Annotated in this window: 25 protein-coding genes; 16 read left to right on the top strand and 9 right to left on the bottom strand. The window is 68.3% G+C overall.

Annotated elements, in window-relative coordinates:
- Positions 1–27: 27 nt before the first annotated feature.
- Complete coding sequence (locus ACIBAF_RS11065) at positions 28–930, top strand: LysR family transcriptional regulator (protein WP_399462878.1); 903 nt, start codon at positions 28–30, stop codon at positions 928–930.
- A gap of 31 nt (positions 931–961) precedes the next feature.
- On the opposite strand, the gene ACIBAF_RS11060 is transcribed toward ACIBAF_RS11065, so the two are convergent.
- Complete coding sequence (locus tag ACIBAF_RS11060; RefSeq protein ID WP_319672631.1) at positions 962–1,429, bottom strand: pyridoxamine 5'-phosphate oxidase family protein; 468 nt, start codon at positions 1,427–1,429, stop codon at positions 962–964.
- A gap of 121 nt (positions 1,430–1,550) precedes the next feature.
- Between ACIBAF_RS11060 and ACIBAF_RS11055 the strand changes: the two genes are divergently transcribed.
- Positions 1,551–2,213, top strand: a complete 663-nt coding sequence (locus ACIBAF_RS11055; RefSeq protein ID WP_399462877.1) for an isochorismatase family cysteine hydrolase — start codon at positions 1,551–1,553, stop codon at positions 2,211–2,213.
- On the opposite strand, the gene ACIBAF_RS11050 is transcribed toward ACIBAF_RS11055, so the two are convergent.
- Positions 2,200–2,712, bottom strand: a complete 513-nt coding sequence (locus ACIBAF_RS11050) for a Rieske (2Fe-2S) protein (protein WP_399462875.1) — start codon at positions 2,710–2,712, stop codon at positions 2,200–2,202. The two genes, ACIBAF_RS11055 and ACIBAF_RS11050, sit on opposite strands and share 14 nt — an antisense overlap.
- Positions 2,713–2,904: 192 nt before the next feature.
- Here ACIBAF_RS11050 and ACIBAF_RS11045 point away from each other — a divergent pair, with 192 nt between their 5' ends.
- The 7 genes from ACIBAF_RS11045 (at position 2,905) to ACIBAF_RS11015 (ending at position 8,906) form a co-directional block, all read left to right on the top strand.
- A complete protein-coding gene (locus ACIBAF_RS11045) occupies positions 2,905–3,660 on the top strand; it encodes a HipA family kinase (RefSeq protein WP_399462874.1) in 756 nt (251 codons plus the stop codon).
- Positions 3,657–4,073 (top strand): DUF3037 domain-containing protein, encoded by a 417-nt coding sequence (locus tag ACIBAF_RS11040; RefSeq protein ID WP_399462873.1) that lies wholly within the window; start codon positions 3,657–3,659, stop codon positions 4,071–4,073. The genes ACIBAF_RS11045 and ACIBAF_RS11040 overlap by 4 nt, the downstream gene beginning before the upstream one ends.
- Before the next feature lie 153 nt (positions 4,074–4,226).
- Positions 4,227–4,988, top strand: a complete 762-nt coding sequence (gene fabG, locus ACIBAF_RS11035; RefSeq protein ID WP_399462872.1) for a 3-oxoacyl-ACP reductase FabG — start codon at positions 4,227–4,229, stop codon at positions 4,986–4,988.
- Positions 4,989–5,001: 13 nt separating this feature from the next.
- The gene (locus ACIBAF_RS11030; protein WP_399462871.1) at positions 5,002–5,757 is read left to right on the top strand and encodes an SDR family oxidoreductase; all 756 of its coding nucleotides are present in this window, start codon (positions 5,002–5,004) and stop codon (positions 5,755–5,757) included.
- A 207-nt stretch (positions 5,758–5,964) separates the two neighbouring features.
- Positions 5,965–7,554 (top strand): ABC transporter substrate-binding protein, encoded by a 1,590-nt coding sequence (locus ACIBAF_RS11025; protein WP_399462870.1) that lies wholly within the window; start codon positions 5,965–5,967, stop codon positions 7,552–7,554.
- A gap of 79 nt (positions 7,555–7,633) precedes the next feature.
- Complete coding sequence (ung, locus tag ACIBAF_RS11020) at positions 7,634–8,317, top strand: uracil-DNA glycosylase (RefSeq protein ID WP_399462869.1); 684 nt, start codon at positions 7,634–7,636, stop codon at positions 8,315–8,317.
- 124 nt (positions 8,318–8,441) lie between these two features.
- Positions 8,442–8,906 carry a hypothetical protein gene (locus ACIBAF_RS11015; protein ID WP_399462868.1) on the top strand — a complete coding sequence of 155 codons (465 nt, stop codon included), beginning with the start codon at positions 8,442–8,444 and terminating at the stop codon, positions 8,904–8,906.
- On the opposite strand, the gene ACIBAF_RS11010 is transcribed toward ACIBAF_RS11015, so the two are convergent.
- Together ACIBAF_RS11010 and ACIBAF_RS11005 are read right to left on the bottom strand one after the other, a co-directional pair.
- Positions 8,894–9,415, bottom strand: coding sequence for a hypothetical protein (locus ACIBAF_RS11010; RefSeq protein ID WP_399462867.1), 522 nt, complete (start codon positions 9,413–9,415; stop codon positions 8,894–8,896). The two genes, ACIBAF_RS11015 and ACIBAF_RS11010, sit on opposite strands and share 13 nt — an antisense overlap.
- Before the next feature lie 119 nt (positions 9,416–9,534).
- Positions 9,535–10,047 carry a DinB family protein gene (locus ACIBAF_RS11005; RefSeq protein ID WP_399462866.1) on the bottom strand — a complete coding sequence of 171 codons (513 nt, stop codon included), beginning with the start codon at positions 10,045–10,047 and terminating at the stop codon, positions 9,535–9,537.
- 230 nt (positions 10,048–10,277) lie between these two features.
- Here ACIBAF_RS11005 and ACIBAF_RS11000 point away from each other — a divergent pair, with 230 nt between their 5' ends.
- Complete coding sequence (locus ACIBAF_RS11000) at positions 10,278–11,189, top strand: Gfo/Idh/MocA family protein (protein WP_399462865.1); 912 nt, start codon at positions 10,278–10,280, stop codon at positions 11,187–11,189.
- Here the strand turns inward: ACIBAF_RS11000 and lnt are convergent.
- Together lnt and ACIBAF_RS10990 are read right to left on the bottom strand one after the other, a co-directional pair.
- Positions 11,107–12,720: an apolipoprotein N-acyltransferase gene (gene lnt, locus ACIBAF_RS10995; RefSeq protein ID WP_399462864.1), complete on the bottom strand. Its 1,614-nt coding sequence runs from the start codon at positions 12,718–12,720 to the stop codon at positions 11,107–11,109. The genes ACIBAF_RS11000 and lnt overlap by 83 nt on opposite strands.
- Before the next feature lie 73 nt (positions 12,721–12,793).
- Entirely contained in the window at positions 12,794–13,267 is a 474-nt protein-coding gene (locus tag ACIBAF_RS10990; RefSeq protein ID WP_399462863.1) for a nuclear transport factor 2 family protein, read from the bottom strand.
- A 164-nt stretch (positions 13,268–13,431) separates the two neighbouring features.
- On the opposite strand from ACIBAF_RS10990, the gene ACIBAF_RS10985 reads away from it, so the two are divergent.
- On the top strand, positions 13,432–14,049 hold the full coding sequence (locus ACIBAF_RS10985) for a DUF4291 domain-containing protein (protein WP_399462927.1): 618 nt from the start codon (positions 13,432–13,434) through the stop codon (positions 14,047–14,049).
- An 878-nt stretch (positions 14,050–14,927) separates the two neighbouring features.
- Here ACIBAF_RS10985 and ACIBAF_RS10980 read toward each other — a convergent pair.
- From ACIBAF_RS10980 to ACIBAF_RS10970, 3 genes are all read right to left on the bottom strand, one after another.
- A complete protein-coding gene (locus ACIBAF_RS10980) occupies positions 14,928–16,025 on the bottom strand; it encodes a DegT/DnrJ/EryC1/StrS family aminotransferase (protein ID WP_399462862.1) in 1,098 nt (365 codons plus the stop codon).
- Positions 16,026–16,064: 39 nt separating this feature from the next.
- Positions 16,065–17,240 (bottom strand): NAD(P)/FAD-dependent oxidoreductase, encoded by a 1,176-nt coding sequence (locus tag ACIBAF_RS10975; RefSeq protein WP_399462861.1) that lies wholly within the window; start codon positions 17,238–17,240, stop codon positions 16,065–16,067.
- 450 nt (positions 17,241–17,690) lie between these two features.
- On the bottom strand, positions 17,691–19,751 hold the full coding sequence (locus ACIBAF_RS10970) for a restriction endonuclease (RefSeq protein WP_399462860.1): 2,061 nt from the start codon (positions 19,749–19,751) through the stop codon (positions 17,691–17,693).
- 226 nt (positions 19,752–19,977) lie between these two features.
- Between ACIBAF_RS10970 and ACIBAF_RS10965 the strand changes: the two genes are divergently transcribed.
- The 5 genes from ACIBAF_RS10965 (at position 19,978) to ACIBAF_RS10945 (ending at position 26,741) form a co-directional block, all read left to right on the top strand.
- Positions 19,978–20,472, top strand: coding sequence for a DUF4291 domain-containing protein (locus ACIBAF_RS10965; RefSeq protein ID WP_399462859.1), 495 nt, complete (start codon positions 19,978–19,980; stop codon positions 20,470–20,472).
- Positions 20,473–20,587: 115 nt separating this feature from the next.
- The gene (locus ACIBAF_RS10960) at positions 20,588–21,922 is read left to right on the top strand and encodes an MFS transporter (protein WP_399462858.1); all 1,335 of its coding nucleotides are present in this window, start codon (positions 20,588–20,590) and stop codon (positions 21,920–21,922) included.
- A gap of 394 nt (positions 21,923–22,316) precedes the next feature.
- The gene (locus tag ACIBAF_RS10955; protein WP_399462857.1) at positions 22,317–24,386 is read left to right on the top strand and encodes a flavin monoamine oxidase family protein; all 2,070 of its coding nucleotides are present in this window, start codon (positions 22,317–22,319) and stop codon (positions 24,384–24,386) included.
- Entirely contained in the window at positions 24,383–26,239 is a 1,857-nt protein-coding gene (locus tag ACIBAF_RS10950; RefSeq protein WP_399462856.1) for a thiamine pyrophosphate-binding protein, read from the top strand. Before ACIBAF_RS10955 ends, ACIBAF_RS10950 begins: the two co-directional genes overlap by 4 nt.
- Entirely contained in the window at positions 26,232–26,741 is a 510-nt protein-coding gene (locus ACIBAF_RS10945; RefSeq protein WP_399462855.1) for an inclusion body family protein, read from the top strand. The genes ACIBAF_RS10950 and ACIBAF_RS10945 overlap by 8 nt, the downstream gene beginning before the upstream one ends.
- Positions 26,742–26,863 lie beyond the last annotated feature (122 nt).

The raw sequence follows: 26,863 nt of genomic DNA, 5'->3' as shown, positions 1-26,863 counted from the left end.
CAAGCGATACCTCGTAGCATTGCTTACATGTTGAACCTGGAGCGCCTGCGCACCCTCGACGCCCTCGCCCGGCACGGATCGGTCAGCGGGGCCGCCATGGGCCTGCACATCACCACGTCGGCCGTCTCGCAGCAGCTGTCCAAGCTGGAGCGGGAGGTCGGGCAGCAGCTGCTCGCCAAGCACGGGCGGGGAGTGCGGTTGACGGACGCGGGGCGGCTGCTCGCCGAGCACGCGGGCCGGATCCTGTCGCAGGTCGAGCTCGCACAGTCCGATCTGGAGGCCCAACGCGGCCAGGTGGTGGGGGAGTTGAGGCTGTCCGCGTTCCCGACGGCGGCACGCGGGCTGTTTCCCGTCGCGCTCGCCGAGCTGCGCAAGGCGCACCCGGGGCTGCGGCTGCGCTCGTGCGAGCTGGAGCCGGAGCACGGCGTCGCCGGCGTCGTGCGCGGCGACCTCGACCTGGCCGTCGTCCTGGACTGGTACAACAAGCCGATGCCGGTTCCGGACGGGCTGGTCAAGGCGCCCATCCTCGACGACCCGGCCGAGGTCGCGATACCGGCCGGGCATCCGCTCGCCGGGCGGGACGAGGTGGACCTCGGGGAGTTCGCCGACGACGAGTGGATCACCTGGGGTGAGGGCGAGTTCTGCCACGAGTGGCTGATGTTCACCCTGCGCTCGCGGGGCATCGAGCCGATCGTCGGCCATCGGGCGGCCGAGACGCACACCCAACTCGGGCTGGTGGCAGCGGGGTTGGGGGTGTGCATCATCCCCCTGCTCGGACGTCACCCGGTGCCCGAGGGGGTTGTGACGGTGCCGTTGCGGCAGCGGGTGCGCCGGCACGTGTACGTGGTCTGGCGGGCGGACGCCGACCGCCGCCCGTCGATCCGGGCGGCGGTCGAGGCGCTCAAGACGGCGGGGGAGTCCGTGAGTTGAGCCGAGCCGATCGGTGCTGCGCGCCGCGCGACTACGCGCCGCCCAGCTTGCGGAAGTCCCAGGACACGATCTTCTCCGGCTTCAGCCGCACCCACGCGTGCCGCCCGTCGTGAGGCATCGCGTCCAGGCCGAAGTTCTTGCGCGCGAACAGCGTCTCCACGGCGTCGAGTTCGGCGCACAGCTGCCCGGTGCGCGGGATCTCGCCCACGAACTCCACGGCGCCGGACAGCTCGACGCCCCGCAGCGCGTCGTACTCCTCGCCCGTGTCGATCACGATCGCGACCCGGGGGTCGCGGCGCAGGTCCGTCCAGCGCTTGCTGCGCACGACCGAGTACAGCCACAGGGCGGTGCCGTCCCAGAGGAACCACAGGGCGCTGACGTGCGGGGCGCCGTCGGTGGACACGGTTGCGACGCGGCAGGTGCGGTGGACGGTGAGGAACGCGTCCAGCTCGCCCGGCGTCATCATGATCTTCCGGCCCCGGCGCTGAGTGACGGTCATCCGGCCCCCATTTCTTGTCCTGTCTTGAAATTTGACGTTGCGTCAGAAAAGGATGGGTCTTCTTCCCTCTTCACGCAACGGTGACTAGTGTCGCCCGCCCGCAGCGACTTCAGGAGGAGCCGTGTCCTCGTACGACGTGCTCAGCGAGCTCCTCGATCCCGCGAGCACCGTCCTGCTCACGGTGGAGTGCCAGCAGGGAGTCGTGGGACCTGACGCCGCGCTGCCCGAACTCGCCCGCGAGGCACGGGAGTCGGGCGTCCTCGACCGGGTCGCCCGGCTGGTCGACGCCGCGCACGAGAGCGGCGTCCAGGTGATCCACGCCGTCGCCGAACGCCGTCCCGACGGCCGGGGCGCCAACCGCAACGCCCGCCTGTTCCGCGCCGCCGAACGGCTCCCCGTCCAGCAGCTCACCGACACCGCCGCCGTCCGCGTCGCGCCGCCGATCAAGGTCGCCGAGGGCGATCTCGTCGTACGGCGGCTGCACGGACTGTCCCCGATCCAGGGCACCGACGTGGACCCTCTGCTGCGCAACATGGGCTGCCGCACGCTCGTCGTCACCGGGGTCTCGGCCAACGTGGCGATCCCCAACACCGTCTTCGACGCCGTCAACCGGGGCTACACGGCCGTCGTGCCGTCGGACGCCGTCGCGGGGGTGCCGGCCGACTACACCCCCGCGATGATCCGCCACACCCTCGCCTTGGTCGCCACGGTCGCGACCACTCACGAGGTGCTGGCCCGCCTCCGGGGAACCGCCCGAAGCGGACCGGGACTCAGGCCAGGGTGATCGAGTCGCCGCTGACGTTGATCTTGACCTCGGGCAGCGGCTTCTGCGCGGGACCGCTCTTCACGCTGCCGTCCGTGATCGAGAAGTTGCTGTTGTGGCAGGGGCAGTTGATCACGCCGTCGGAGATGGACTTCACCGCGCAGCCCTGGTGGGTGCACACGGCGGAGAACGCCTTGTACGTGCCCGCCGTCGGCTGGACGACGACCACCTTCTCGGAGGCGAAGACCTTGCCGCCGCCCTCGGGTATGTCGGCCGTCTTGGTGAGCGCGGCGCCGGCCCCGGCGCTGTCCCCGCCGCCCGTGCCGCCGGTGCTCGCGGCCTCGGTGGAGCCGGTGGAGCCGGTGGAACCCGAGGCGCCGGCCGACGACGACGAACTCGACGAGTCGTCGTCGGAGCCTCCGCAGGCGGTCAGCGCGACGGAGAGCCCCGCGGCTCCGGCTGCTGCCACGACGGCACGGCGGGCAGGCCCCGACGCGGACTTGATCGATGCGCTGGTCATGCTGGGGGTTCCCTTCCAGGGGGGTCGCGTGGATCTGCCGAGAGGTACGAGCCGCGGGCACCGCTTGTTCAGCGCCCGCGCCAAGTCCGGACAGTGTCGAGATCTTGACCCGTTCGGCATGAGCGCGGCGTAAGCCAGAGCTGTCGCCAAGCTGTCGGCCGTGCATCGCCCCAGGCCCAGTAACCTGGGGCGATGCTCAAGGAAGTCACCGCGACCCGCTATGTCACCCCCCTGCGCGAGGGCGGCTCCTTGCCGGGACTCGTCGAGGCCGACGACTTCGGTATGTACGTCATGAAGTTCACCGGCGCCGGACAGGGCCGTAAGACGCTCGTCGCCGAGGTCGTCTGCGGTGAGCTCGCCCGCAGGCTCGGCTTCCGGGTGCCCCGGCTGGTGACGGTCGAGCTCGACGTCCTGCTGGGCCTCGGCGAACCCGACCAGCAGGTGCAGGAGTTGCTGAAGTCCAGCGGCGGATCCAACCTCGGCATGGACTTCCTCTCCGGCGCCCTCGGATTCGACCCGCTCGCCTTCCCGGTGAGCCCCGAGGAGGCCGGCCGGATCGTCTGGTTCGACGCGCTGGTGAACAACGTCGACCGGTCCTGGCGCAACCCCAACCTCCTGGTGCACCGTGGTGAGCTGGTCCTCATCGACCACGGCGCCACCATGATCTGGCAGCACAACTGGCCCACCGCCGAGACCTCCGCGGCCCGCCCCTACGACGCCTCTGACCACGCCCTCGCTCCCTTCGGGCCGGACGTCGAGGCCGCGGCGGCACAGCTGGCCCCGCGGGTCACCGCCGACCTCCTCGCCGAGGTCACCGCCGAGATCCCCGACGTCTGGCTGACGGACGAACCCGGCTTCGACACCCCGGACGCGCTCCGGCGCGCCTACGCGGCGCCGCTCCTCACGCGCGCCGCCGTCATCCACGACCGCATCGAGGGGACCAAGTGACCGAGCGCCACATCATCAGGCCGGGCCAGGGCGGGGGCCGGGACGTCTTCGAGTACGCCCTGCTGCGCGTCGTCCCGCGGGTCGAGCGCGGCGAGTGCATCAACGCGGGGGTGCTGGTCTACTGCCGCGGCCAGGACTACGTCGGCGCCCGCACCCACCTCGACGAGGCGAGGCTGCTGGCGCTGGACCCGGCGGCGGACGTGGCCGGGGTGCGGGCCGCCCTGCGGGCGGTCGAGGGCGTGTGCGCGGGCGGCGCGTCGGCCGGACAGGCGGCGCGCGACGACGCCGGACGCCGCTTCCGCTGGCTGATCGCGCCACGCTCGACGATCGTGCAGCCGGGCCCCGTGCACACGGGGCTGACCGCCGATCCGGCCGCCGAGACGGAGCGGCTGCTGGACCTGCTGGTGAGGTAATGGATCACAGCGGCGACGTGTGGCGTTGACACCGGGTGCCAGGGCTTCTAGCGTCACGTCTGCCGAAGGTACTAAGCGGTCGCTCACCAGTCGGGCGCATCCCGCGCCCACCCCGGGCGCAACAGGCTTTCTCAAGGGCGAGGAGAACCAGCAATGTCCACCACTGAGCAGCGGGTCGCCGTGGTCACGGGCGCGGCCCGCGGCATCGGAGCCGCCACCGCCGTGCGACTGGCCGCGGAGGGTCGCGCGGTCGCGGTCGTCGACCTCGACGAGGCCGCCTGCAAGGACACCGTCGAGAAGATCACCGCGGCGGGCGGCCGGGCGATCGCGGTCGGCGCGGACGTCTCCGACGAGACCCAGGTCGAGGCGGCGATCGCCCGTGTCGTCGCGGAGCTCGGCGCCCCGACGATCCTCGTCAACAACGCGGGCGTGCTCCGCGACAACCTGCTGTTCAAGATGAGCGCCTCGGACTGGGACACGGTCCTGAACGTGCACCTGCGCGGCTCGTTCCTGATGACCAAGGCCGTCCAGAAGCACATGGTCGACGCCGGCTTCGGCCGTGTCGTCAACCTGTCCTCCTCCTCGGCGCTCGGCAACCGCGGCCAGGCCAACTACTCCGCCGCCAAGGCCGGTCTGCAGGGCTTCACCAAGACCCTCGCCATCGAGCTCGGCAAGTTCGGCATCACCGCCAACGCCGTCGCCCCCGGCTTCATCGCCACCGACATGACCGCCGCGACCGCCGCCCGGGTCGGCATGGGCTTCGAGGAGTTCAAGGCCGCGGCCGCCACCCAGATCCCCGTCGCGCGCGTCGGTGAGCCAGAGGACATCGCCAACGCGATCGCCTTCTTCACCAACGAGGCCGCCGGCTTCGTCTCCGGCCAGGTGCTGTACGTGGCCGGCGGACCGCTCGACTAGGGAACCGGGAAACATGACTGTGGAACTCTCCGGCAAGGTCGCCCTCGTCACGGGCGCCAGCCGCGGCATCGGTTACGGCGTCGCCGAGGCCCTCGTCGCCCGTGGCGACCGGGTCTGCATCACCGGCCGCAACGAGGAGGCCCTCAAGGAGGCCGTCGAACAGCTCGGCGCCGACCGGGTGATCGGCGTCGCCGGCAAGGCGCACGACCTGGCGCACCAGGCCGCCGCCGTCGAGCGCACCATGGACGCCTTCGGCCGCGTCGACTTCCTGGTCAACAACGCCGGTACGAACCCGGTGTTCGGGCCGATCGCCGACCTCGACCTGGAGGTGGCCCGCAAGGTCTTCGAGACCAACGTGGTCTCCGCGCTCGGCTTCGCGCAGAAGACCTGGCACGCCTGGCAGAAGGACAACGGCGGCGCGATCGTCAACATCTCCTCCGTCGCGGGGCTCTCGGCCTCGCCCTTCATCGGCGCGTACGGCATCAGCAAGGCCGCGATGATCAACCTGACCCAGCAGCTGGCGCACGAGTTCGCGCCGCGCGTGCGGGTCAACGCGATCGCCCCGGCCGTGGTGAAGACCAAGTTCGCCCAGGCGCTGTACGAGGGCCGCGAGGAGGAGGCGGCCGCCGCCTACCCGCTGGCCCGGCTCGGCGTGCCCTCCGACATCGGCGGCACCGCTGCGTTCCTCACCTCGGAACAGTCGGACTGGATCACCGGCCAGACCCTCGTCGTCGACGGCGGCATCTTCCTGAACGCCGGCGTGGCGTAAACCCCACCCCCTCCACGCGAGCACGGGCGTCGTTTCCCTGACGGAAACGGCGCCCGTGTCGTCGTAAAAGAGGACATGTGCGCGTCGTGCACGGGGATGACAACGTCGTCATACCCAGAGTGATCAAGAACGCTCCACAGGCGCTGATTCACGCCATCTGTCGCTGCGGTATGGTCTGCCAACCCTTGGCATGGCAGATCGAGGAGCGTGCGCGTGTTCAACCGGAACCGATCCTTGCAGCAGATGGCGGCGATCGTGTCCATATCCCTGGTGGCCGGGTGCAGCCTCCTGGGGGAGGAGAGCTCCGACGACGCCGGGCCGATCGTCGTGGGCACCACCAGCGCTCCCAGCACGCTGGACCCGGCCGCCGCCTGGGACGGCTCCTGGGAGCTGTTCCGCAACATCTACCAGACCCTGCTGAGCTACCCGAACGGTGCGACGGACCCCCAGCCGGACGCCGCCAAGTCCTGCGTGTTCACGGACAGCTCGAACCGCACCTACAAGTGCGAACTGCGCGACGGCCTGAAGTTCTCCAACGGGGACAAGCTGGACGCCAAGGCCGTGAAGTACTCGATCGACCGGATCAGGACGATCAACGCCGTCACCGGCCCCAACGGACTGCTGGGCAGCCTCGCCGGCGTCGAGACGAACGGCGAGCGCGAGGTGATCTTCCGGCTCAACAAGGCCGACGCCACCTTCCCGTTCGTCCTCGCCACCCCCGGCATGTCCCTGGTCGACCCCGACGACTACCCCGCGAGGTCCCTGCGCAAGGACGACGGCATCGTCGGCTCCGGGCCGTACCGGCTGCAGTCCTACGACGAGGGCAAGCAGGCCGTCCTCGTGCGCAACGACAACTACAAGGGCTTCGCCGACCGCAAGAACGACGCGGTGACCATCCGCTACTTCCAGGACTCCGGCGCGATGGTCAAGGCCCTGCGCGCCAAGGACATCGACATCACCTACCAGGGGCTCGCCGCCGACGACATCGTCGACCTGGAAAGCAAGGGCACCGCCAACGAGGGCCTGCAGCTCATCGAGGCCGCCGGCAGCAACATCAACTACCTGGTGTTCAACCCCAAGGACCCGGTGTCGAACAAGCTCGCGGTGCGCCGCGCCGTCGCCCAGGTCGTCGACCGCGCCGCGATCGCCCACAAGATCTACAAGGACACCGTCGACCCGCTGTACTCCATGGTGCCGACCGGGCTGACCGGCCACACCACCGGCTTCTTCGACGCCTTCGGCGACCCCGACACCAAGAAGGCCCGCGCGATCCTCAGCGACGCCGACATCAACACGCCCGTCCCGCTCACCCTCTGGTACACCACCGACCGCTACGGCTCCGACACCGGCCTGGAGTTCAAGGAGCTCAAGAGCCAGCTGGACGCCTCGGGCCTGTTCTCCGTCACCCTCAAGAGCCGCCCCTGGAACGCCTACGTCAAGGGCTACCAGAACGGCGAGTACCCGGTGTTCGGACGCGGCTGGGCCCCCGACTTCCCGGACGCCGACAACTTCATCGCCCCCTTCGTCGGCGAGCAGAACGCCCTCGGCACGCCGTACCCGGAGAAGCGGATCACCCAGGTTCTGCTGCCGCGCTCCCGTCAGCAGAGCGACCGCGCCAACGTGGCCAAGGACTTCGAGGAGGCCCAGCGGATCCTCGTCGACGACGCCCGGCTGCTGCCGCTGTGGCAGGGCAAGCAGTACATCGCCTCCTCCGAGGACGTCTCGGGCGGCGAACGCTCCCTGGACCCGTCGACGATCATGATGGTGTGGGAGCTGTCCCGTAAGACGAGCTGGTGAGCGGACGGCCGCGGTGATTGTCAGTGGTCGCCTGTAGGTTCTGTGGTCGGGAAGTGACCGCACAACGGAGGACGTTGACGTGACCGACATCGCCATGCTGCCCGAGTCCTGGCGCGGGGTTCTGGGCGACGAACTGCACCAGCCCTACTTCAAGGAGCTGACGGAGTTCGTCGAGGAGGAGCGGGCGAAGGGCCCCGTCTACCCTCCGCGCGAGGAGGTGTTCGCCGCACTCGACGCGACGCCGTACGACCGGGTGAAGGTGCTCGTCCTCGGCCAGGACCCGTACCACGGCGAGGGCCAGGGGCACGGCCTGTGCTTCTCGGTGCGGCCCGGGGTGAAGATCCCGCCCTCCCTGCGCAACATCTACAAGGAGATGCACGAGGAGCTGGGCACGCCGATCCCGGACAACGGCTACCTCATGCCGTGGGCGCAGCAGGGCGTCCTGCTGCTCAACGCGGTCCTCACGGTCCGCTCCGGGGAGGCGAACTCGCACAAGGGCAAGGGCTGGGAGAAGTTCACGGACGCGGTGATCCGCGCCGTGGCCGACCGGCCCGACCCGGCCGTGTTCGTCCTGTGGGGCAACTACGCGCAGAAGAAGCTCCCGCTCATCGACGAGAGCAGGCACATCGTGGTCAAGGGCGCGCACCCCTCCCCGCTGTCGGCGAAGAAGTTCTTCGGCTCCCGCCCGTTCACGCAGATCGACGCGGCCGTCGCGCAGCAGGGCCACGAGCCGATCGACTGGACGATCCCGAACCTCGTCTGAGACCGCTGCCGCCGGGCCGGTCCCTCCGCGGGCCGGTCCGGTGCCGCCTGACCGGGATTGCCGGCCCCTGCCGTTAGCGTCGTCCCGAGGACGCGGCGTCGTCCCGGGACGCAAGGAGGACGCGGTGGCGGAGCGACAGGGGCAGACGACACCGGACGCCCTGCTGACGCGCATCGGGCAGGTCGTGATGCTGCACCACGGGGGAGACCGTGAGGAGGCCCGGCACCGCCTCCTCGACCTGTGGACGGAGCTCGGCGAGGAGGGCGACCCGCTGCACCGCTGCACCCTCGCCCACTACCTGGCCGACACCCACGACGACCCCTCGGACGAGCTGGCGTGGGACCTGCGGGCGCTGACTGCGGCGGAGGAGCACGAGGGGTCGGTCGAGGCGCGGGCGCTCTATCCGTCGCTCCACCTCAACCTGGCCGCGGACTATGTGAAACTCGGCCGCGCCGAGGCCGCCCGCACTCATGTGCGTCGGGCCCGCACGGCGGCCGTGGCACTGCGCGACGACAGCTACGGCGACGGCGTGCGGGCGGCGATCAGCAGGCTGGAGCTACAGCTGGGGGAAGGGCCTCACCGCCCGTAGGCCTGCTTGCAGATCACCGCTTCGGGGCTGTTCCCCTGCCAGCCGCCGTACTTCCTGCCGAGCGCGCACACATCGCTGTTCCCGCGCGCCTCCTTCGCCACGTCCGGGATGTCCACGCGCGGCCGTGCGTGCCGCCGGGGCTCGGTGTGGGTCGGCCGGGGGTGGTGCGGACGGGACCGGGCCGGGAGCGACTGCTCGGCCGGCGCCGGCGCCTGGGCGGTCGCCGACCGTCGGCGCTGCGCCGGCGCCGTCGGTCGCGGCTTCGGGGACGGTCCGACCAGGGCCAGCGCCTCCCGGGCCGGCGCCTGCACGACCTGCGCCTGGGGCTGCCCCTCCGGCCGCGGCACGGACGGCGAGGACGGCGGGGATGGCTGGGACGGCGGGGATGGCTGGGACGGCGCCACGGCCGGTCCGGGCGCGGGCGGACGCTGGATCGTCACGCATCCGGCGAGCGTCGAGAAGGCCATGGTGACCAGGAGCGTTGCGGTGGTCGTCGTCGTTCGATGCACCCGCGCCACTCTGGTCGTTACGGCCGCCCGAGCGACGGCGGATGAGGGGAGGTTGCCCCGCACGGGTGATCTCGTCCCCCGTACGAGTGGACGGGGTAGGTCGGGTTGACGCGAGGGTGCTAGTCGCCGGTCGTGCCGTCGAGGCGCTCGCGGATCAGGTCGGCGTGGCCGTTGTGCCGGGCATACTCCTCGATCATGTGGGTGTAGATCCAGCGCAGGCTGAACGGCTCGTCGGTGAACTTGCTCTGGCCGCACGAGAGTTCGTCCAGAGAGAAGTCGGCGGCGTGCCGTCGGGCGACCTCGATCTCGGCCTGCCAGGTGGCGTGGGCCTGCGCCCAGGTGTCCTGCTCGGTGAGATGGAACTCGCCGTCCGGGTCCTCGTCGCTGTAGTAGATCGGCGCCGCGCCGTCCCCGACCAGCACCCTGCGGAACCAACTGCGCTCCACCTCCGCCATGTGCCGCACCAGGCCCATCAGGGACAGCTTGGACGGCGGCACCGAGGCGGTGCGCAACTGGACGTCGGTGAGGCCCTCGCACTTCCGTGCCAAGGTCTCCCGGTGGTAGTCCAGCCACCCTTCCACCATGGTGCGTTCGTCGGCGTTCTGGGCGGGCCCGGTGCGCTGTGTGGTCATGCCCGCATGGTCACCCCGGACGGCCCGCCGCCACCAGCGATTTTCCGCTGCCGGGCCCGTCCCGGCCTGCCGCGGCGGCGAGGAGGGGCCGTATGCTGCCGTGCAGAAACGCGCACGCGCAGACGGGCGCAGGCACGCACGGCACGCGCAGGTGAGACAGGCAGTGGCAGGCAGTGGCAGGCGGGGCAGGGCAGGCCGTGGCCTGTGGGGCAGGCAGTGAGGGAGCGCTCGTGAAGGTCGGCTGCATCGGGCTCGGTGACATCGCGCAGAAGGCGTATCTGCCGGTGCTCGGCGCGCTGTCCGGGATCGAGCTCCACCTGCAGACCCGCACCCCGGCCACCCTCGACCGCGTCGCCGACACCCTGCGCCTGCCCCGCGAACAGCGCCACCGCGACCTCGACGCGCTCCTCGCCGCCGGCCTGGACGCTGCCTTCGTGCACGCGCCCACCGCCGCCCACCCCGGGATCGTCACCCGGCTGCTGGAGGCGGGCGTCCCCACCTACGTCGACAAGCCCCTCGCCTACGAACTCGCCGACTCCGAGCGGCTCGTGAGGCTCGCGGAGGCACGCGACATCTCCCTCGCGGTCGGCTTCAACCGTCGGCTCGCGCCCGGCTACGCGCAGTGCGCCGACCATCCGCGTGAGCTGATCCTTCTGCAGAAGAACCGGATCGGGCTGCCCGAGGAACCCCGCACGATGATCCTCGACGACTTCATCCACGTCGTCGACACCCTGCGCTTCCTCGTGCCCGGCCCGGTCGACGACGTGACCGTGCGCGCCCGCGTCGAGGACGGACTGCTGCACCACGTCGTCCTCCAGCTCGCCGGAGACGGCTTCACCGCGCTCGGCGTGATGAACCGGCTCAGCGGTTCGAACGAGGAGATCCTGGAGGTGTCCGGGCAGGACACCAAGCGCCAGGTCGTCAACCTCGCCGAGGTGATCGACCACAAGGGGCAGCCGACCGTGCGGCGGCGTGGCGACTGGGTGCCGGTGGCCCGGCAGCGCGGCATCGAGCAGGCCGTCCTCGCCTTCCTGGACGCCGTCCGTGCGGGAAAGGTGCTCAGCGCCCGGGACGCGCTGGCGACTCATGAACTGTGCGAGCGGGTGGTCCGAGCGGTGCGGGACCGCTCCGCCGCAGCCTGACCGCCCGCGCCCCCTCCGTGCCCCCCAGGGCCACGAGCACCAGCAGGGCCAGGTACACCGGCCAGTCGCCGTAGCGGACGTACGGGGTGACGCCGTCGGCGAGCGGGACGTCGTACACGGCCGTCGTGCTCGCCTCCGTGCCCAGCCACGAGCCGAGGCGCCGGCCGCTCGCGTCGTACACGGCGGAGACGCCGGTGAGGGTCGCGTGCACGAACGGCCGCCCGGTCTCCGCCGCGCGCAGCGCGCCCAGCGACGCGTGCTGCTCGGGCGCCCAGCTCTGCTGGAAGGTGGAGGTCGAGGACTGCGCGACCAGCAGGTCCACGCCGTCGTCGGCGAGGTGGCGGCTCATGTCGGGGAAGGCCGTCTCGAAGCACACCATCGGCCCGATGCGCAGGCCGGGCCCGGCGTTCATCACGACCTGCTCGCTGCCGCGCCGCCGGTCCTCACCGGCCGCCTTGCCGACGGAGGTCGCCCAGCCGAGCAGGGAACGGGCCGGTATGTACTCACCGAACGGCACCAGCCGCATCTTGTCGTACCGGTCGCCGGTCGGGCCGTCCGGGCCGACGAGGATCGAGCTCTTGTAGATCCCCGGCCGGTCGGAACGGCGGGCGTCGACGTTGACGAGAATGTCGGCTCCGGTGGACCGGGACAGCGCCGCAATCCGTTTGGCCAGATCCGGCCGCTCGGCGAGGTCGTACCCGACGCTGCTCTCGCCCCAGACGATCAGATCGACGTCCTGCCCGACCAGCCGGCGGGTCAACTGCTCCTCGCGGTCGAAACGCCGGTCGGGGCCGTCGATCACACCCGGCTGCACGACGGCGATCCGGGCCCGCCCGTCGACGTCGGGGCGCGGCGCCCACATCCACGCGGCCGAGACCGTGGCCGCGGTGGCGACGAGACCGGCGACGGCCTGCGCCCGGGACGCCGGAACGGAGACGAGCACGGCGACCGCGACGTTCACCGCCACCAGCAGGAAGCTGAGCAGCCACACCCCGCCGACGGAGGCGAGCCGCAACGCCGGCTCCACCTGCCACTGACTCGCGCCGAGCATGCCCCACGGCCCGCCGAGCCCCTGCCAGGAACGGACGAGTTCCACGGCCAGCCACGCCGAGGGCAGCACGAGAAGCGCGGCGAACAGCCGCCTGCGGGACGGGGCAGGGGCCGCGTCCCCGGCGTCCCCGGCTTGCTCGGCGAGGAACCGGCGGACCAGCCACGCCCACGGCGCCCACAGTGCGCCCAGAAGCACGGCGAGGACGAGCGTGAACACGTGCAGGCTCGGCAGCAGCCAGTGATGCATGGCGAGCATGAAGCCGAACCCGCCGCTCCAGCCGTCGTACGCCGCCCGCCTCGCCGTGGGCGCACGGCGGGCCAGCAGGATCCAGGGGACCAGCGCGACGTAGGCCCACCACCACAGCGCCGGCGCCGGGAACGCGAGCACGGGCAGCGCGCCCGCGAGAGCCGCGACGGCCGAACGCCGCCAGGGGGAGGTGAGCCAGTGGCCGAGCGTCCTCCGGCTCTCCCGGATCTCCATGAGGCGCCTCCCTGCCCGGTGGGTGCCTCCAGTGTGCGCGCCGCGGACGATCTACGACAGGGCGCGTTTCGGCTCACCCCGGCATCCGCCGCCATTTCTCCCGTACGACCACGTCACGCACCCGCCAGCCGTCGTACGTGCGCAGCAGCCCGAAGGCGTACCGGCCGCCGCATACGAAGTCGGGCGCCCCGGCCGTCGAGCTGCCGCCGTCGCCGTTCGTGGCCAGCCGCATCGGGTTGACGTAGTCGGCCTGCACCCGGGCCGTGTCGCCCGTGTCCTGCTCCAGGATCCCGAAGCGCACCCGGCGGTTGACGATGAGGTGCTGCCGCATCGCGAACACCTGCATGCTCTCGGCCAGCCATGAGGCGACGTTCCCCGCATCCCCCTCGATGCCGCCGGCCGAACGGTAGTCCGCCCGCCCGTCCGACGTGAACAGTTCCCGATAGGCGGTCCAGTCGCCGTCGTCGACCGCCACCGCGTAGTCGGTGATCAACCCGTCGACGGCCAGCCGGTCCAGCACGGTAGCGAGTTCCACACGCTGCGTCATGGCCCGAGTGTTGGGCATGGCGGCTGCTCAGCCAAGGTCTGTGCGGCATCGGTCGGCGATCGATACGTAATCGGGTGGCCCGATACCGCACGATCGGCCAGGCTGCTGCCGTGAACGACCTGAACGACCTGAACAACGTGAACAACGTGAACAACCCGAACAGCGTGAACGACCGACCCGCCGAGCCGGAACCCGAACCGAGGTTCCGCATCCGTGCCCGCCACACCGAGTCCACGCTCACCGTTTACCAGGCGTACCGCCCGGAGATCGGCGACGCGGCGGCCCGCACCGGCCGCTTCCCGTCGACGTGGAGCCGGGAGCGCATGACCTGGATCAAGCCCAGTTTCCTGTGGATGATGTACCGATGCGGGTGGGGCTTGAAGGAGGGTCAGGAGACCGTTCTGGCCGTGGAGATCAGCCGGGAGGGCTTCGAGTGGGCGCTGCGTCGTGCATGCCTCTCGCACCATGTGCCCGAGTTGCACGGTGACCGGGCCGACTGGAAGTGGCAGTTGAAGCGGGCGCCGACGCGGGTCCAGTGGGATCCCGAGCGCGATCTGCAGCTCCAGCCTCTGCCGTACCGGTCACTGCAGCTCGGGCTCTCCGGGGAAGCCGTACGGCGCTACGCGGACGAGTGGATCGTTGCAGTCACGGACGTCACTCCACTCGCCCACGAGATCCACGCACTCGTCCGTGACGGCGACCTGGACTCTGCGGCACGGCTACTGCCCGAGGAGCGGCCCTACGCCGCAGGGGATGATGTGCTGGCCCACCTGGGTGTGTGACCGGGGGACTCGCCGAATCGTGGTGACGATCCCCTGAGGACAGCAACCCAGGTGGTGTGCGCCCGGACCGCGCCGTACGCGCGTGTGGGATCTGCTGTCCCGCTTGCCCCTCACTCTGCTGCGACTCGCTGAGTGTTGCGTCGAGTGCTGCCGATGAGTCTCCGCTCCCCAGCTCGACGCCACTGCGGTGGACGTGTGGCGGGCGTGGACGTACCGCCCTGAGATCGGCAACGCGGCTGACCGCACCGGGCGCACCGGGTATGACGAGTTCAACGGGAGGAAAACCTGACGTTCGAAAATCTCACGACGTCCATGTCCGACTCAAGCAGGCGAATATTCAGCGTAACCCCTGGACGAGATGGAAAGCCGATAACAGAAGGGTACTTACCTTTGCGCTGCTGCTTCTTCCAGGTACTCATGAGACGTAGGGTCAGATATCGCATGGGGAGCTGAAACTGCGGACCGCGTGTCGTCGTTTGAGCATTACAATATGGAGCTACCTGATAGATACTCCTCAGGGTCACATCCCCATACATGTGCAGATAAGCAACTGGATCTATACGCCCAGTCCGCACAAGGGTTCCGACCAGGTCCAAAAATCCGATCCAGGCGTCTACCGCCTCGCAGGTCGGTCCGTCCCAGGACGCGTGGTCGAGTCGTTCGAGCCGGTACACGACCGTTCTGTATTCTCGGAACTTCTTCGTCTCCAGAGTCGCGCTGACGCGCATCATCGAGTCGCTCAGGGCAGTGTGCCCTTGACGCTTCGCCGCCATCCAAGCTATAGCGGCAGATGCAGCCGACACACACGCAGAAACGACAGCCGCCGTCGCCGTCAGAGAGAAAATACTCACGCCGCCCGTTTCCCCTCTTCAGAACCGTCATGAATTCAAGGAGGCGCGCACTGCTCTTGCGACGCTCCGCACATCAGCGTCTGTCATGTGTCTCCAGTTGGGGAGACAAATATGATGCCGGGTGAAGTATTCCGCCCGCTCGAGCGGAGTCCCGTCTGCATACCTCTCAAAAACGGGATGGTTATAAAGAGGAGCCCCATAGACCTCCTTCTCGATCTCGACTCCTCGCGTAGCCAGGGATTTCTTCAGCGCCACCCTGTCCGTACGCCCGTCCAAAATGGCAACCGTTTTATAGCCGCTTAAAATCTGTTCAGCGACAGGTTCGGGGAAGCAAATTCCCTCGACGGCTCCAAGCTCGCAGCGATACATGGCAGAAATTGCATTTCTGCGTTGCAGGTCAATAGAAAATCGTTTGAGTTGCACCAGGCCGATCGCGGCTCCTAATTCAGTCATCCGCCAACTACCTCCGATGCGTTCGCTGACCTCCGATCCAAGCCGCTTACCGTGATTTCGAAGCTGGCGGGCAACAATACTCAACTGCTCGTCCGACGTCACCACCATCCCGCCCTCCCCGGTCGTCACCACTTTGCTCGGGAACAGGGAGAACGCTGCTGCATCACCAATACCGCCTGCTGCCACGCCGTCCAACGCCGCGCCAAATGCGTGCGCGGCGTCCTCTATCAAGGGAATTCCCCGAGCTTTGCAGATGTCCCTGATAGCCCACACGTCAGGGGAGATGTATCCCGCGACATGTACCACCACTATTGCCGCAGTGCTGCCCGTCAGGCGGCTTTTGATGCTTTCAATGCTGGGGTAGAGGCCACTGTCGTAAAACGTCACAGTCGCGCCGGCGGCCAGCACCGAAGCCGCTGTGGCGTAATTTGTATTCGCGGGAACCAGCACCTCCTTTCCAGCGGTGTCATAGTAGCGGAGGATTATCTCCAGTGCGGAGAAGCCACTGTTCGCGGAAACGGTGTATGGAACACCGATGAGTTCGGCAAAGGCTCGCTCCAATTGGTTGGCGTACGGACCGAGGGAAAGCTGCCCCGAGGATAGGGCGATACGAACCTTGTCCAGGATCTCATCGATTTCATCGGAATAAAAGTGAAGTCGGAATCCAGTCATGGTTCACCCTCCCGATCAAGAATTTGAGGAAACGATCAGTCAGGGCACCGTCCAGGGCGAAACAGCCACCATCGAGTGAGCCTTTGCGAATATCTTTGCATCTCCTACAGGGACTGATGTGCGGGGCGCTATCCCTATATCGCTTCCGCACATCCTCTGCACTAGGTCTCGAGCGGCATGCAAGGCGAGAGTCAGCTTGCCAGGAATTACCGACCACAGTCCAGACACGTCGTCGAACCGGCGGGAATCAAGGATCGCATACCCCGGCTCCACTCCCCATTCATCGGCAGCCCCAGCCGAGTATTCGGTCTTTGAGCAGACCCATGCCGAACCGCTATTCACATCGATTACCCCATGAGCTAGCGTCCGACTTACGTCTCGACGCAGCTCCGTCAGTTCTTCAATCGGAACCGGGATCCGCTCTCTTTCTCCGACCCACCTCACCGGAGCCCCGTAACGTACCGCTAGCGAAGTGGTGTCATCGACGGGTGACAAGCACGGTCCGCCGTACTCCAAGCTCATGATCGCGCCGTCCATTCCTCGCGACTCAAAAGACGCCACCAGAGACATCCTCGTTTTGATACGCCTGCTCAATCTCGACCCTACGGAGTCAAGCAATGAGGAGATGCCGGACCCCGCACAAAGAACGACGTTCGATGCGTGAAACACCTGCCCACTCGCCGACAAGACACCAGAAACCCTGCCACGAGATACCACTACCCTCGTCACGGTAGTGCCTGTATAGAACTCCACGCCAGCAGCCGTGCAACGAGTGCACATATCCAAGAGCAGACTCCGAGGGGAAACTACGAAATCATCCACGGATACACAGTGCAAGGCCTCTGAATTTAAGAGGTATTCACCGGCCGCCTCCTCCTGCACATGTCCATATCGGATCCCCTGCTCGGCCCACAGTGTGCTGTGCTTCGCAACCAAATCCGGCGACCCGACGTACCATGCTGACCTTCTGGATACTATGCTGCTCTCGAATAGTCCGCGGTAAACAGGATGAGCCTCGCTGCAGAGCGCACTCACCTGCGGGTGCAGAAGTGAGTAGAGCGCTCCCGAGTGAATGATTCCTTGATTGGTCAGGCTGGCGCCGGATCCGACCTTGAGCTTGTCAATGAGGGCGGTGCTCAGCCCCGCCTCTGCCAAACGCAGGGCTACGGCAAGGCCCGCAATGCCGCCGCCAACGACCACGCAGTCATAGTGCATGCCGCCCCGCTTCACCGCTCATAGCAGACGACTCCCCCCGAGGTCATGCAGACTGCGTAGAGAACCCCTCTGAAGAGTATGGGGGAGTGTGATTACAAAGAACAAGATTGAGGCACCGTTCAGCACACGTGCGCTTCCGTACTCTGCTGACCTCGATTCGGCGGGGAGTCCTTTCAAACCTCCCGCACCGACTGCCCAGTTGACCTGACAGATGGATGAATCCCCTGGTGAATGGGTTTTCGACCAAGGGAACCGTCTCCATCAGAGGCTTCGGTTGCTCGTCCACCCGCTCGGCGTCGACGTCGGTGTCGCCCGGGCAGACAAGCGATGCCGGGAGCAGTCGCCACGGTCTGTTGCCGTACCGCGGCTGACGGACGGTCCTTCCACCGGCCCGGGTAAAGGCTGGGCCGGCGCGCCTGTCGAGGACGGCGGTTCTGGTCCCCGATGCAATCACTCCACCTCGATGCCGAAATCCCGAACAAGTTCCTCCAGACCACCCGTGTAGCCCTTGCCGCCCAGGACGAAGTCCCAGTCCCCGTTCGTCCTTCGGCGGAAGGAGCCGAGCACCAAGGCGGTTTCGCGTGGCCGGCCGTCGGAGACTTCAAGTTGGCCCAGCTCGGCGAGCCCTGGGTCGAGCAGTCGGATGCAGGCGTTTGCAAATCCGGAGAGGTCGGCGTCCGGGTTGACCTCTGGGTCGATGGCTGCCACGAGTACGAACCGGTCGGCCTCATCGGGCAACCCGTCGAACGAGACACAGATCGCAGCCTTGTCAGGTGCGGTGGCGGGAAGGGCACGCACTGAGCCGTCCGGCGTCTGCGGGTTGTTGAAGAAGACGAAGTGATCGTCACTGAGGACCTGGTTGCCACGGCAGACCAGAGCACACACGTCCAAGGCGACGCTTCCGGTCCACGACATACCCAGGACGTTGTAATCGTCGGGCAGCCGAGTGTCCGGCCTCGAGGGCGCCGCCTGTGCCGGGACTGGCCGGCCTCCCTCACCCAGCCGCCCACGCAGTCCATGCCGATGCAGCAGGTCTACGAGTTCGGGGCCCGAGATGAGTTCCAGCGGCTTGCCGTTGGCGAAGGTGTGTGAGCCAGGGCCGAACCCCGACGTCGTCACAAGGACTCCCTTGTTGGCGCCGGCGTCCTGCACGGTTCCGTACAGGTCACGAACAGCGGTGGGCGGCACCGTGTTGCGGTAGCGCTTCACCTGCACGACGATCTTGCCGCCTCGGATCGGAGTCGGATCCAGAGCGTCGACGTCCACGCCGCCGTCGTTGGAGCGTTGGGTGGTCACTGCCTGCATCCCCATGGCGCGGAAGAGATCGGCAACGAGATTCTCGAAGGCGATCGGGTCCATGGAGAACAGGTCCGGTTCCTCTTCGCCGCCGTGGGCGACCACGCGATTGCCGACCTCTTGCGGTCGTCTGCTCGGCCGAACTGGTGTGAGTTGGTCCGGTCGAGCCGAGAGCTGCCCGCGTAGTGCGTCAGCCAGGCAACTGCTTGCGTCGACCTGCGCCAAGTGCAAGTCACGGAATGAAGAACGCGAGGCCATGACGGTTGCGAGGAACATATGGCCCGGTCGGCCGGTCGTAGGGTCATGCCCATCGACGAACCCGTTCAAGGCCACTGACTCAAGCGCACCCAGCTCATCTGCGCCGAACAGCTCGTGCAGAACAAGCAGCATGCACTGAGCCAGAACCTCCCTGTACACAGCACGGCGCTGACCTACTGGGCGGGGAGTCTCCTTGTCCTGGTCGACCCCGGACATGTACCGAACGGCCTTGACCTCCGGCACGATGCCGTAAGCGGGCAACTCCCAATCGAGCACCAATTGCCGTGCTGCCGGGTCATAGGCAGCTGCCACCTGACGTGGGAATCCCTCCGGCCATGCCGTCGAGGCGTAGAGGGCGGCGGAGAAGTACTCGATCACGGAGTCGGGGTCCTGCCGCCTTACGCCTTCGGTTAACGCGCTGATGCCGGCGTTGTGCCGCCGTACATCTGCGAGCTGGGCGTCAACCCATTGCTGGTACTCCCGCTGATACGCGGCCAGTTGTTGCTGTCGCTGCGTCTCCGCGGCTTGGGCAGCCTGCCAGTCACGCTCGAAGCGCGCTCGTGCTTCGGCCTGCGCCTGGGCCCTGCGACTCGCAGTCCAGCCGCTCTGCGTCTGGTAGTGATTGAAATCCGGCATGGGCACCGGCTGCGCCAATGGGCCTGGAGCAAAGGGCTGGACATCCTCAGGTCGCATGAGAGAGGCAGCCCTGAAGGCCGCAGTCTGGCAGCCTGAGGCAAGAAGGCCCTGCAACGACGCAACCTGCGCGTCCAGTTCTTCCGTGCGCCGTAGAGCTTCTGCCTGCCGGTACTCTCGGTGGCTCTGGGCAGCTCGCCGCTGGTAAGCCCGCGCTTGCTGTTCTTGCTGTCTCCGCCGTCTGGCTTCGGCTTCCAGCTGGCGCTGTTGCTGCCGTTGCATCTCAGCCCAGACGCCGACAGAACCAGTAGAGCGACGACTCATGTGCTGCAGGCCCTCCCCAGGACGGGGGCAGCCGAAAGGCACTTTGGTTGTCCCCGCAACCAGTTGTAACGAGACGACTCTATCCAGCAATCGCCGCCTCGCATATCCACTCGTCAAACGTAGCCCGCTCGAGCCATCCCCGCAGGTCAACGTGACTGGAGAGTAACAACTACCGTGCTGGGGCGCAGTACTCAAACTGTCGCATTCCGTCGGCGTCGGTACCGCTGTGTGCGCCAGTGACAGAAAGGTCTGTGGACGCGGCTTGACATGGATCAAGCCCAGTTTCCTGTGGATGATGTACCGGGGCGGCTGGGGCGCGAAGGAGGGGCAGGGGACCGTCCTGGCCGTCGAGATCAGCCGCGACGGCTTCGAGTGGGCGCTGCGCAACGCGTGCCTCTCGCACCACGTCCCGGACCTGCACGGGGAACAGGCCGACTGGAAGCGGCAGTTGAAGCGATCTCCCGCGCGGGTCCAGTGGGACCCGGAACGGGACCTGCGCCTGCGGCCCCTGCCGTACCGTTCCCTGCAACTCGGCCTCTCCGGTGAGGCCGCCCGGCGCTACGCGGACGAATGGACGGTCGCCGTCCGCGACGTCACCCCGCTCGCCCATGAGATCCACACCCTCGTCAGCAGCGGTGACCTGGACTCCGCCGTGCGACTGCTGCCTCCGGAACGCCCGTACCCCATTGGAGAGGAACTCCTCGCCCACCTACGCGGATGACGGGCGCCCGGCTCACCTGGCGGCCGCCTGCGCGGACCGCGGCATCAATCGTGTTTCCTGCTTGGCCGTCGAGGGTTAGCGTTCGGGTTCGGCGTCGGCAGTCAAGGGGATCCTCATGCCGTCCGCATCTTCCGCATCTTCCGCGTCCTCCGCCGTATCCGATTCCGGTCGAGCTGTTCCGTCGAGTCTGTGGCGGGACGTCGAGTTCCGCAGGCTCTGGATGGGGCAGACTGCTTCCCAGCTCGGGGAACACGCGGGTCTGGTGGTTCTGCCGCTCTTCGCCGTGCTGACGCTCGGCGCCAGTGCAGGCCAGCTGGGCGTTCTTCGTGCGGTGGGGCAGACGCCGATCCTGTTGCTCGCGCTTTTCGTCGGCGCGTGGGTGGACAGGCGGCGGACCCGCACGGTGATGGTGCTGACGGACGTCGGCCGAACCCTGGCACTGGGCTCCGCCGCCTTGGCCGGTCTCCTCGGTTGGCTCGGCCTGCCCGCGCTGTTCGTGATCGCCTTCGCCGTCGGGGTCCTGTCCGTGTGCTTCGACGTTGCCTACCAGGCGTCTCTCGTGCGGCTGGTGAGACGTGATCAGCTGGTGCGGGGCAACAGCGGGCTCGAAGGCAGCCGGTCCGCTGCGCAGATCGGAGGTCCCGCCCTCGGCGGTGCGTTGGTGTCGTTTCTGTCCGCGCCGATCGCTGCCGCCGCCAGCGCGTTCTTCTTCGCCCTGTCCTTCCTGTCGATCCGACGGATCCGCCGCCGCGAGTCGATCCCGGAGCATCCGGAAGGTCCCCCTCGCATAGGGCGGCGGATTCACGAGGGCCTCCGTTTCGTCGTCGGCGATGCCTCGCTGCGAACCGTGTGCCTCGCCTCGGCCGCCTTCCAGTTCTCCTTCGCCGCCCTGATGACCGTCTATCTGCTCTTCCTGCCGCGGGAACTGCATCTGTCGGGCGCCGTCGTCGGGCTGTCGCTTGCGGCGACCGGGCCGGGCGCGCTCCTGGGCTCGCTGCTGGCCGCCCGCCTGCCGGGCCGGTTCGGTCATGGCGCGGTGCTCGTGTCCGCGGCGGTGCTCGGCGACAGCGCGTTCCTGTGTGTGCCCGCGCTGCACGGCTCCTCTGCGGTGACGGTTGCCGTGCTCCTGGCGGTCGGCTTCACGTTCGGGGCGGGTGGCCAGTTGGTGAATGTCACGATCATGGCTGTCCGACAGGCGGTCACGCCGGACGGGATGCAAGCCCGTGCGGCAGCGACGATCACCTTTGTCGGCATGGGGCTGACCCCGCTCGGCTCCCTGCTCGGCGGATTCCTCGCGGAGGAGTGGGGGTTGCGCGCCAGCCTCCTGGCGACGGCCGCAGGCATGATGCTGTCCCCGGTGCTGATGGCCGTATCCCCGCTCGCCCGCCTGGGACGGGAGCTTCCGGAGCCTGCAGGAAGCGTCGCGGAATGCTTGCCCCCAGCACAGTGACTCGCCAGGGTTTTCGAATTGCTTGCAAGGTCCCGCGTGAATGTTCGGAACTCGTCGCCGGGCGGTCCGGGCGCCCGGCGAGCGCGGCGACAACTACTGGCCGGAGTGTGCCGTCCTCCCCGTCCTCCCTGTTCCCTCTGGTCCCGGTCGGTCGGTTGGGCCGTCGTCGTCGAGGGTCCTGGATTCCCATGTTCCGTGCCGGATTTCGTTGTTCCGCGGGCGAATCGTCCGTCTGAATAACTCCCCTTTCCCTTCCGTCCCTGGCGAATCTCCGGTTCTTTTGAGGGAAAGTCGGGCAAGTCAAAATTCCGCCAGGAAGTGCGATCGGTGGTTTTAGGACTTTATCTGCCGGAGGAATCAGGAAATCGTTTCTCCATATCTAGGATCGCAAGCTATGACCGACCTTCCACGGGACAACTCCGCGACCCGTGCGCGCTGGCAGACGTGCCTCAAGCTCGCCCGTGAACTCCTCCTCGTCGGGCCGGACGACAAGGACCTCAAGCTCGGCTATCTCCACACCCTCATCGACACGGGCCACCTCGGCTCCACCCACCACCCGCGCAAGAAGATCCTCGTCATCGGCGCCGGCATCACCGGCCTCGTCGCCGGCCGCCTGCTCAAGGACGCCGGTCACGACGTCACCATCGTCGAGGCCAACGCCGGCCGCGTCGGCGGACGCATCAAGACCTTCCGCGCCACCAAGCACCACCAGCCCTTCGACGACCACTCCCAGTACGCCGAGGCCGGCGCCATGCGGCTGCCCGACTTCCACCCGCTCGTCCTCGCCCTCGTCGACAAACTCGGGCTCGGCCGCCGCCAGTTCTACAACGTGGACGTGGACCCCACCACCGGCAGTCACCCCGACGTGCCCGTCCCTCCGGTGACGTACACCTCCTTCACGGGCCGGACCTGGACGTACGGCGACGACAGCCCCGACTTCCGTGAACCCGACAAGCGCGGCAACTCCTGGATCCGCGCCAACCGCGTCCAGGTGCGGCGCACCGACTACGCCACCACTCCCGAACGGATCAACGAGGGCTTCCACCTCACCGACGACGAGGTGCGCGCCCCCGTCGTGAAGATGGTCGACGACGCGCTGGAGAGCGTGCGCGACTACTACTCCGACGTCGTCGACGGCAAACGCGTCAACAAGCCGTTCGACGAGTGGGTCGAGGGCTGGGCCAGGGTGATCCGTGACTTCGACGGCTACTCGATGGGCGGCTTCCTCCGCGACCACGCCGGGCTCAGCGACGAGGCGATCGAGGCCGTCGGAACCCTGGAGAACATGTCCTCACGGCTGCACCTCTCCTTCTTCCACAGCTTCCTGAGCCGCAGCGACATCAACCCCGGCGTCCGCTACTGGGAGATACCCGGCGGCAGTTGGCGCCTGCCGCACGCCCTCCACCAGGGCCTGCGCGACGAGGTGCAGCTCGGCCACCGCATGATCCGCCTCGAGTACCACGACCCCAGCCGTGACGCCGACCCCGACGGCACCGGCGCGGTCGGACCCGACGGGTGGGGCGTGGCCGTGCAGACCGTCGCCGAGAACGACCCCCAGTCCCCGCCGCGCCTGTGGACCGCGGACCTGGCCATCGTCACCGTCCCCTTCTCCGCCCTGCGCTTCGTGGAGATCGTCCCCTCGATGTCGTACAAGAAGCGCCGCGCCGTCATCGAGACCCACTACGACCAGGCCACCAAGGTGCTGCTGGAGTTCAGCCGGCGGTGGTGGGAGTTCACCGAGGACGACTGGCGGGACGAACTCGAGAGCATCGCACCGGGCCTTCACGAGTTCTACCGGCTGAGCGCCGGGGCGGACCCCGATCCCGCGCTCACGCTCGCCGCATCGGACACCGGTCCCACCCTCGTGCTCTCCGGCCAGGACGCCGGCCTGCTCGGCGCCGCGGTCAAGGACGGCAGCGTCACCGAGGAGATGCGGCAGCTCGACAGCGCCCTGCCGCTGCGCGGACCCGCGGTGCGCCCCGCAACCCACTGTTTCGGAGGCGGCTCCGCCACCGACAACCCCAACCGGTTCATGTACTACCCGTCGCACCGGGTCGAGGGCAGCACCGGCGGCGTGGTGCTCGCCTCGTACTGCTGGTCCGACGACGCCGCCCGCTGGGACTCCATGCCCAGCGCGGAGCGCTACGTCTATGCCCTGCGCAACCTCCAGGCCCTGCACGGCCGCCGCATCGAGGTGTTCTTCACCGGACGGGGCGCCACCCAGAGCTGGGCCCGCGACCCGTACGCCTTCGGTGAGGCCGCCATCTACACCGCCCACCAGATGACCAGCTTCCACCTGGACGTCTCCCGGCCCGAAGGCCCCGTGCACTTCGCGGGAGAGCACACCTCCCTCAAGCACGCCTGGATCGAGGGCGCCCTGGAGAGCGCCGTCCGCGTCGCCGTCGCCGTACACCAGGCTCCGCCGGTCACCACCCCGGGCCCGAACGCGGAGGACTGTTCATGACCGCGATCACCCCCGAGTGCACGGTCGCCCGCTACCTCGCCCTGCGGCTGGCCGAGTTGGGCATCACCCACCTGTTCGGCGTCCCCGGCAACCACCTCGGCCCGTTTCTGACCGCCCTGCGGGCCGAAGGCGACATCGAGTGGGTCGGCACCCCCACCGAGGGCGGCGCCGGCCAGGCCGCCGACGCCTACGCCCGCATCCACGGCGTCGGCGCGGCGGCGGTCACCTACAGCGTCGGCGCGTTCAACCTGCTCAACGCCTGCGGTGGCGCCTACGTCGAGCAGGTCCCGCTCATCGCCGTCAACGCCTCCCCGCCGTACGAGCAGTGGCAGAACTACCGCGCCCTGGGCATGCTCACCTCGCACATGAGCCCCCGCCCGGAGAGCAACCTGGACGTCTACCGGCAGGTCACCGTGGACGCGCAGGTCATCTCCAACCCGGGCCTCGCCGCCGGCCAGATCGACGCCGCGCTCACCGCGTGCCTCGCCGAGCGCAGGCCGGTCTACCTGGAGGTCATGGAGGACCTGTGGGACGAGCCCTGCCCCGAGCCCGAGGAGCCGATCCTCCGCCACGAGCGGCCGTTCAGCGCGCGCAACCAGACCATGCTGGACCACGCCGTGAACGCGATCCTCACCCTGGTCGAGGACCATCCAGGACCGGACGGCAGGCCCCGCCCGATCGTGTGGGCCGGCGAGGAGATCGACCGGTTCCGCCTCGGCGGGCAGCTCACCGACCTCGTCGAGGCCACCGGAGTGCCGTTCTGCACCACGGTCGGCGCGAAGGCCGTCGTCGACGAGGACCTGCCGCAGTTCCACGGCGTCTACAACGGCCACGCCAGTCACCCGGACGTGTACCGGATGTTCAAGGACTGGGCCACTTGCCGGATCGGCCTCGGCGCCTGGTCCACGTCGAAGAACCTCGGCGGCGAGCAGTGCGTCGGCGGCGACTGGGTGATGGCCGGGCACGGCGGCGTCAGCGTCGGCACCTCCTACTTCCCCGACGTCCAGCTCGCACACCTGCTGCCCGCCCTCCAGGACGCGCTGGTGAAGGCCTACGGCTCCGGAGGCCCGGCCGCCGACTACTACGCCGAGGCCCATGCCCACCACGGTTCGCTCGGCGGCCGCCCCGCCGGCCTGGAACACCACCGTTCCTCCCTGCGCATCAGCGGCTCGCGGTCCCGGCACGCCGACCGGCAACAGCTCACCTATGACGGCGCGTTCGACCGGATCAACCACTTCCTCGGCCAGGAGACGGAGGAGGACTGGACGGTCGTCTCCGATGCCGCGTTCTCCCTCATCGGCTCGATGAACCTGTCCCTGCCCGCGGGCGGGTTCCTGTCACAGGTCAGCTGGCTGTCCATCGGCTGGTCGGTCGGCGCGGCCACCGGTGCCGCGCTCGCCCCCGAACGCCGGCCCGCCCGCCCGATGGTGTTCGTCGGCGACGGCGCCTTCCAGGAAACCTGTCAGGAGATCTCCACGCACACCAGGCTCGGGCTCCGCTCGGTGGTGTTCGTCATGGACAACGGGCACTTCTACGGCATCGAGCAGATGCTGGTGCACCCGTCGTACTACGCCGAGCCGGACTCCGCGGACCCGGAGAACGCGGACTTCTACAACGTCCTCCACCCATGGCACTACGACCGCCTCGCGGACGTCTTCGCCGGCAAGAACACCCCGGCGAACGGGATCAGCATCGCGCACGCCTTCGAGCTGGACGACCTGCTGGCCCGCCTCACCGACCCGAACGACCCGGTCAACGCCGGACCGCTGCTGGTCCGCGTCCGCCTGCGCCGACACGACTACCCGCGAGCGATGTCCTACAAGGTGAATTCGAAAGGGGCAGAAAATGGCTGATCTCAACGTACTGATCGCGTTCGACGCGGCCACGATCGTCGAGCAGAACCCCAACGCGTCGAGGAACCCCGACGCACCGACCTACGTCGACGAAAGCCTGATCTACATGACGACGCGACACGATCACATCGTCGGTACGTCGGGGGCCGAGCTGAACCTGCGGGCCGAACCCGGGGACAGCATCAGGTGGCGCGAGACGACCCTGTCGCTCAGCAGTGACTACAAGGCGCTGCTGTACAGGTACGTGAGCAGCGACACGGACCACCAGCTCATCAGGACGCCGGAGATCGAGGTGATCGACGGCATCTTTCCCATTCCGAAGGAGGGGACCGAAGGCAGGCCGGAATTCGTGACGCAGAACTACCAGGACCATTACTGGCGGGCGACCGTCAAAAAGCCCGGCAAGGTCGTGTACCACTTCTCCTTCCAGATCCTGGACCGCCATCGGCAGTTGAAGGGGTACTTCCAGTGGGACCCCTTCATCACCATCGAGAACCCCTGACGGTCCCCGGTCGAGGGCGGCGGCCGACAGCCGCCGTCCTCGGCGCGCTGGGCCGGCCCACCTTTGGGGGCGGGCCGCAGCGATGAGTTTCCGCGTCCGCGGGTGTCTACCAGGCGACCTTC

Origin of the sequence: Streptomyces sp. NPDC051677 (assembly GCF_044453465.1) — a bacterium.
Lineage (GTDB): Bacteria > Actinomycetota > Actinomycetes > Streptomycetales > Streptomycetaceae > Streptomyces.
This window is presented reverse-complemented; position numbering and strand designations above follow the sequence as displayed.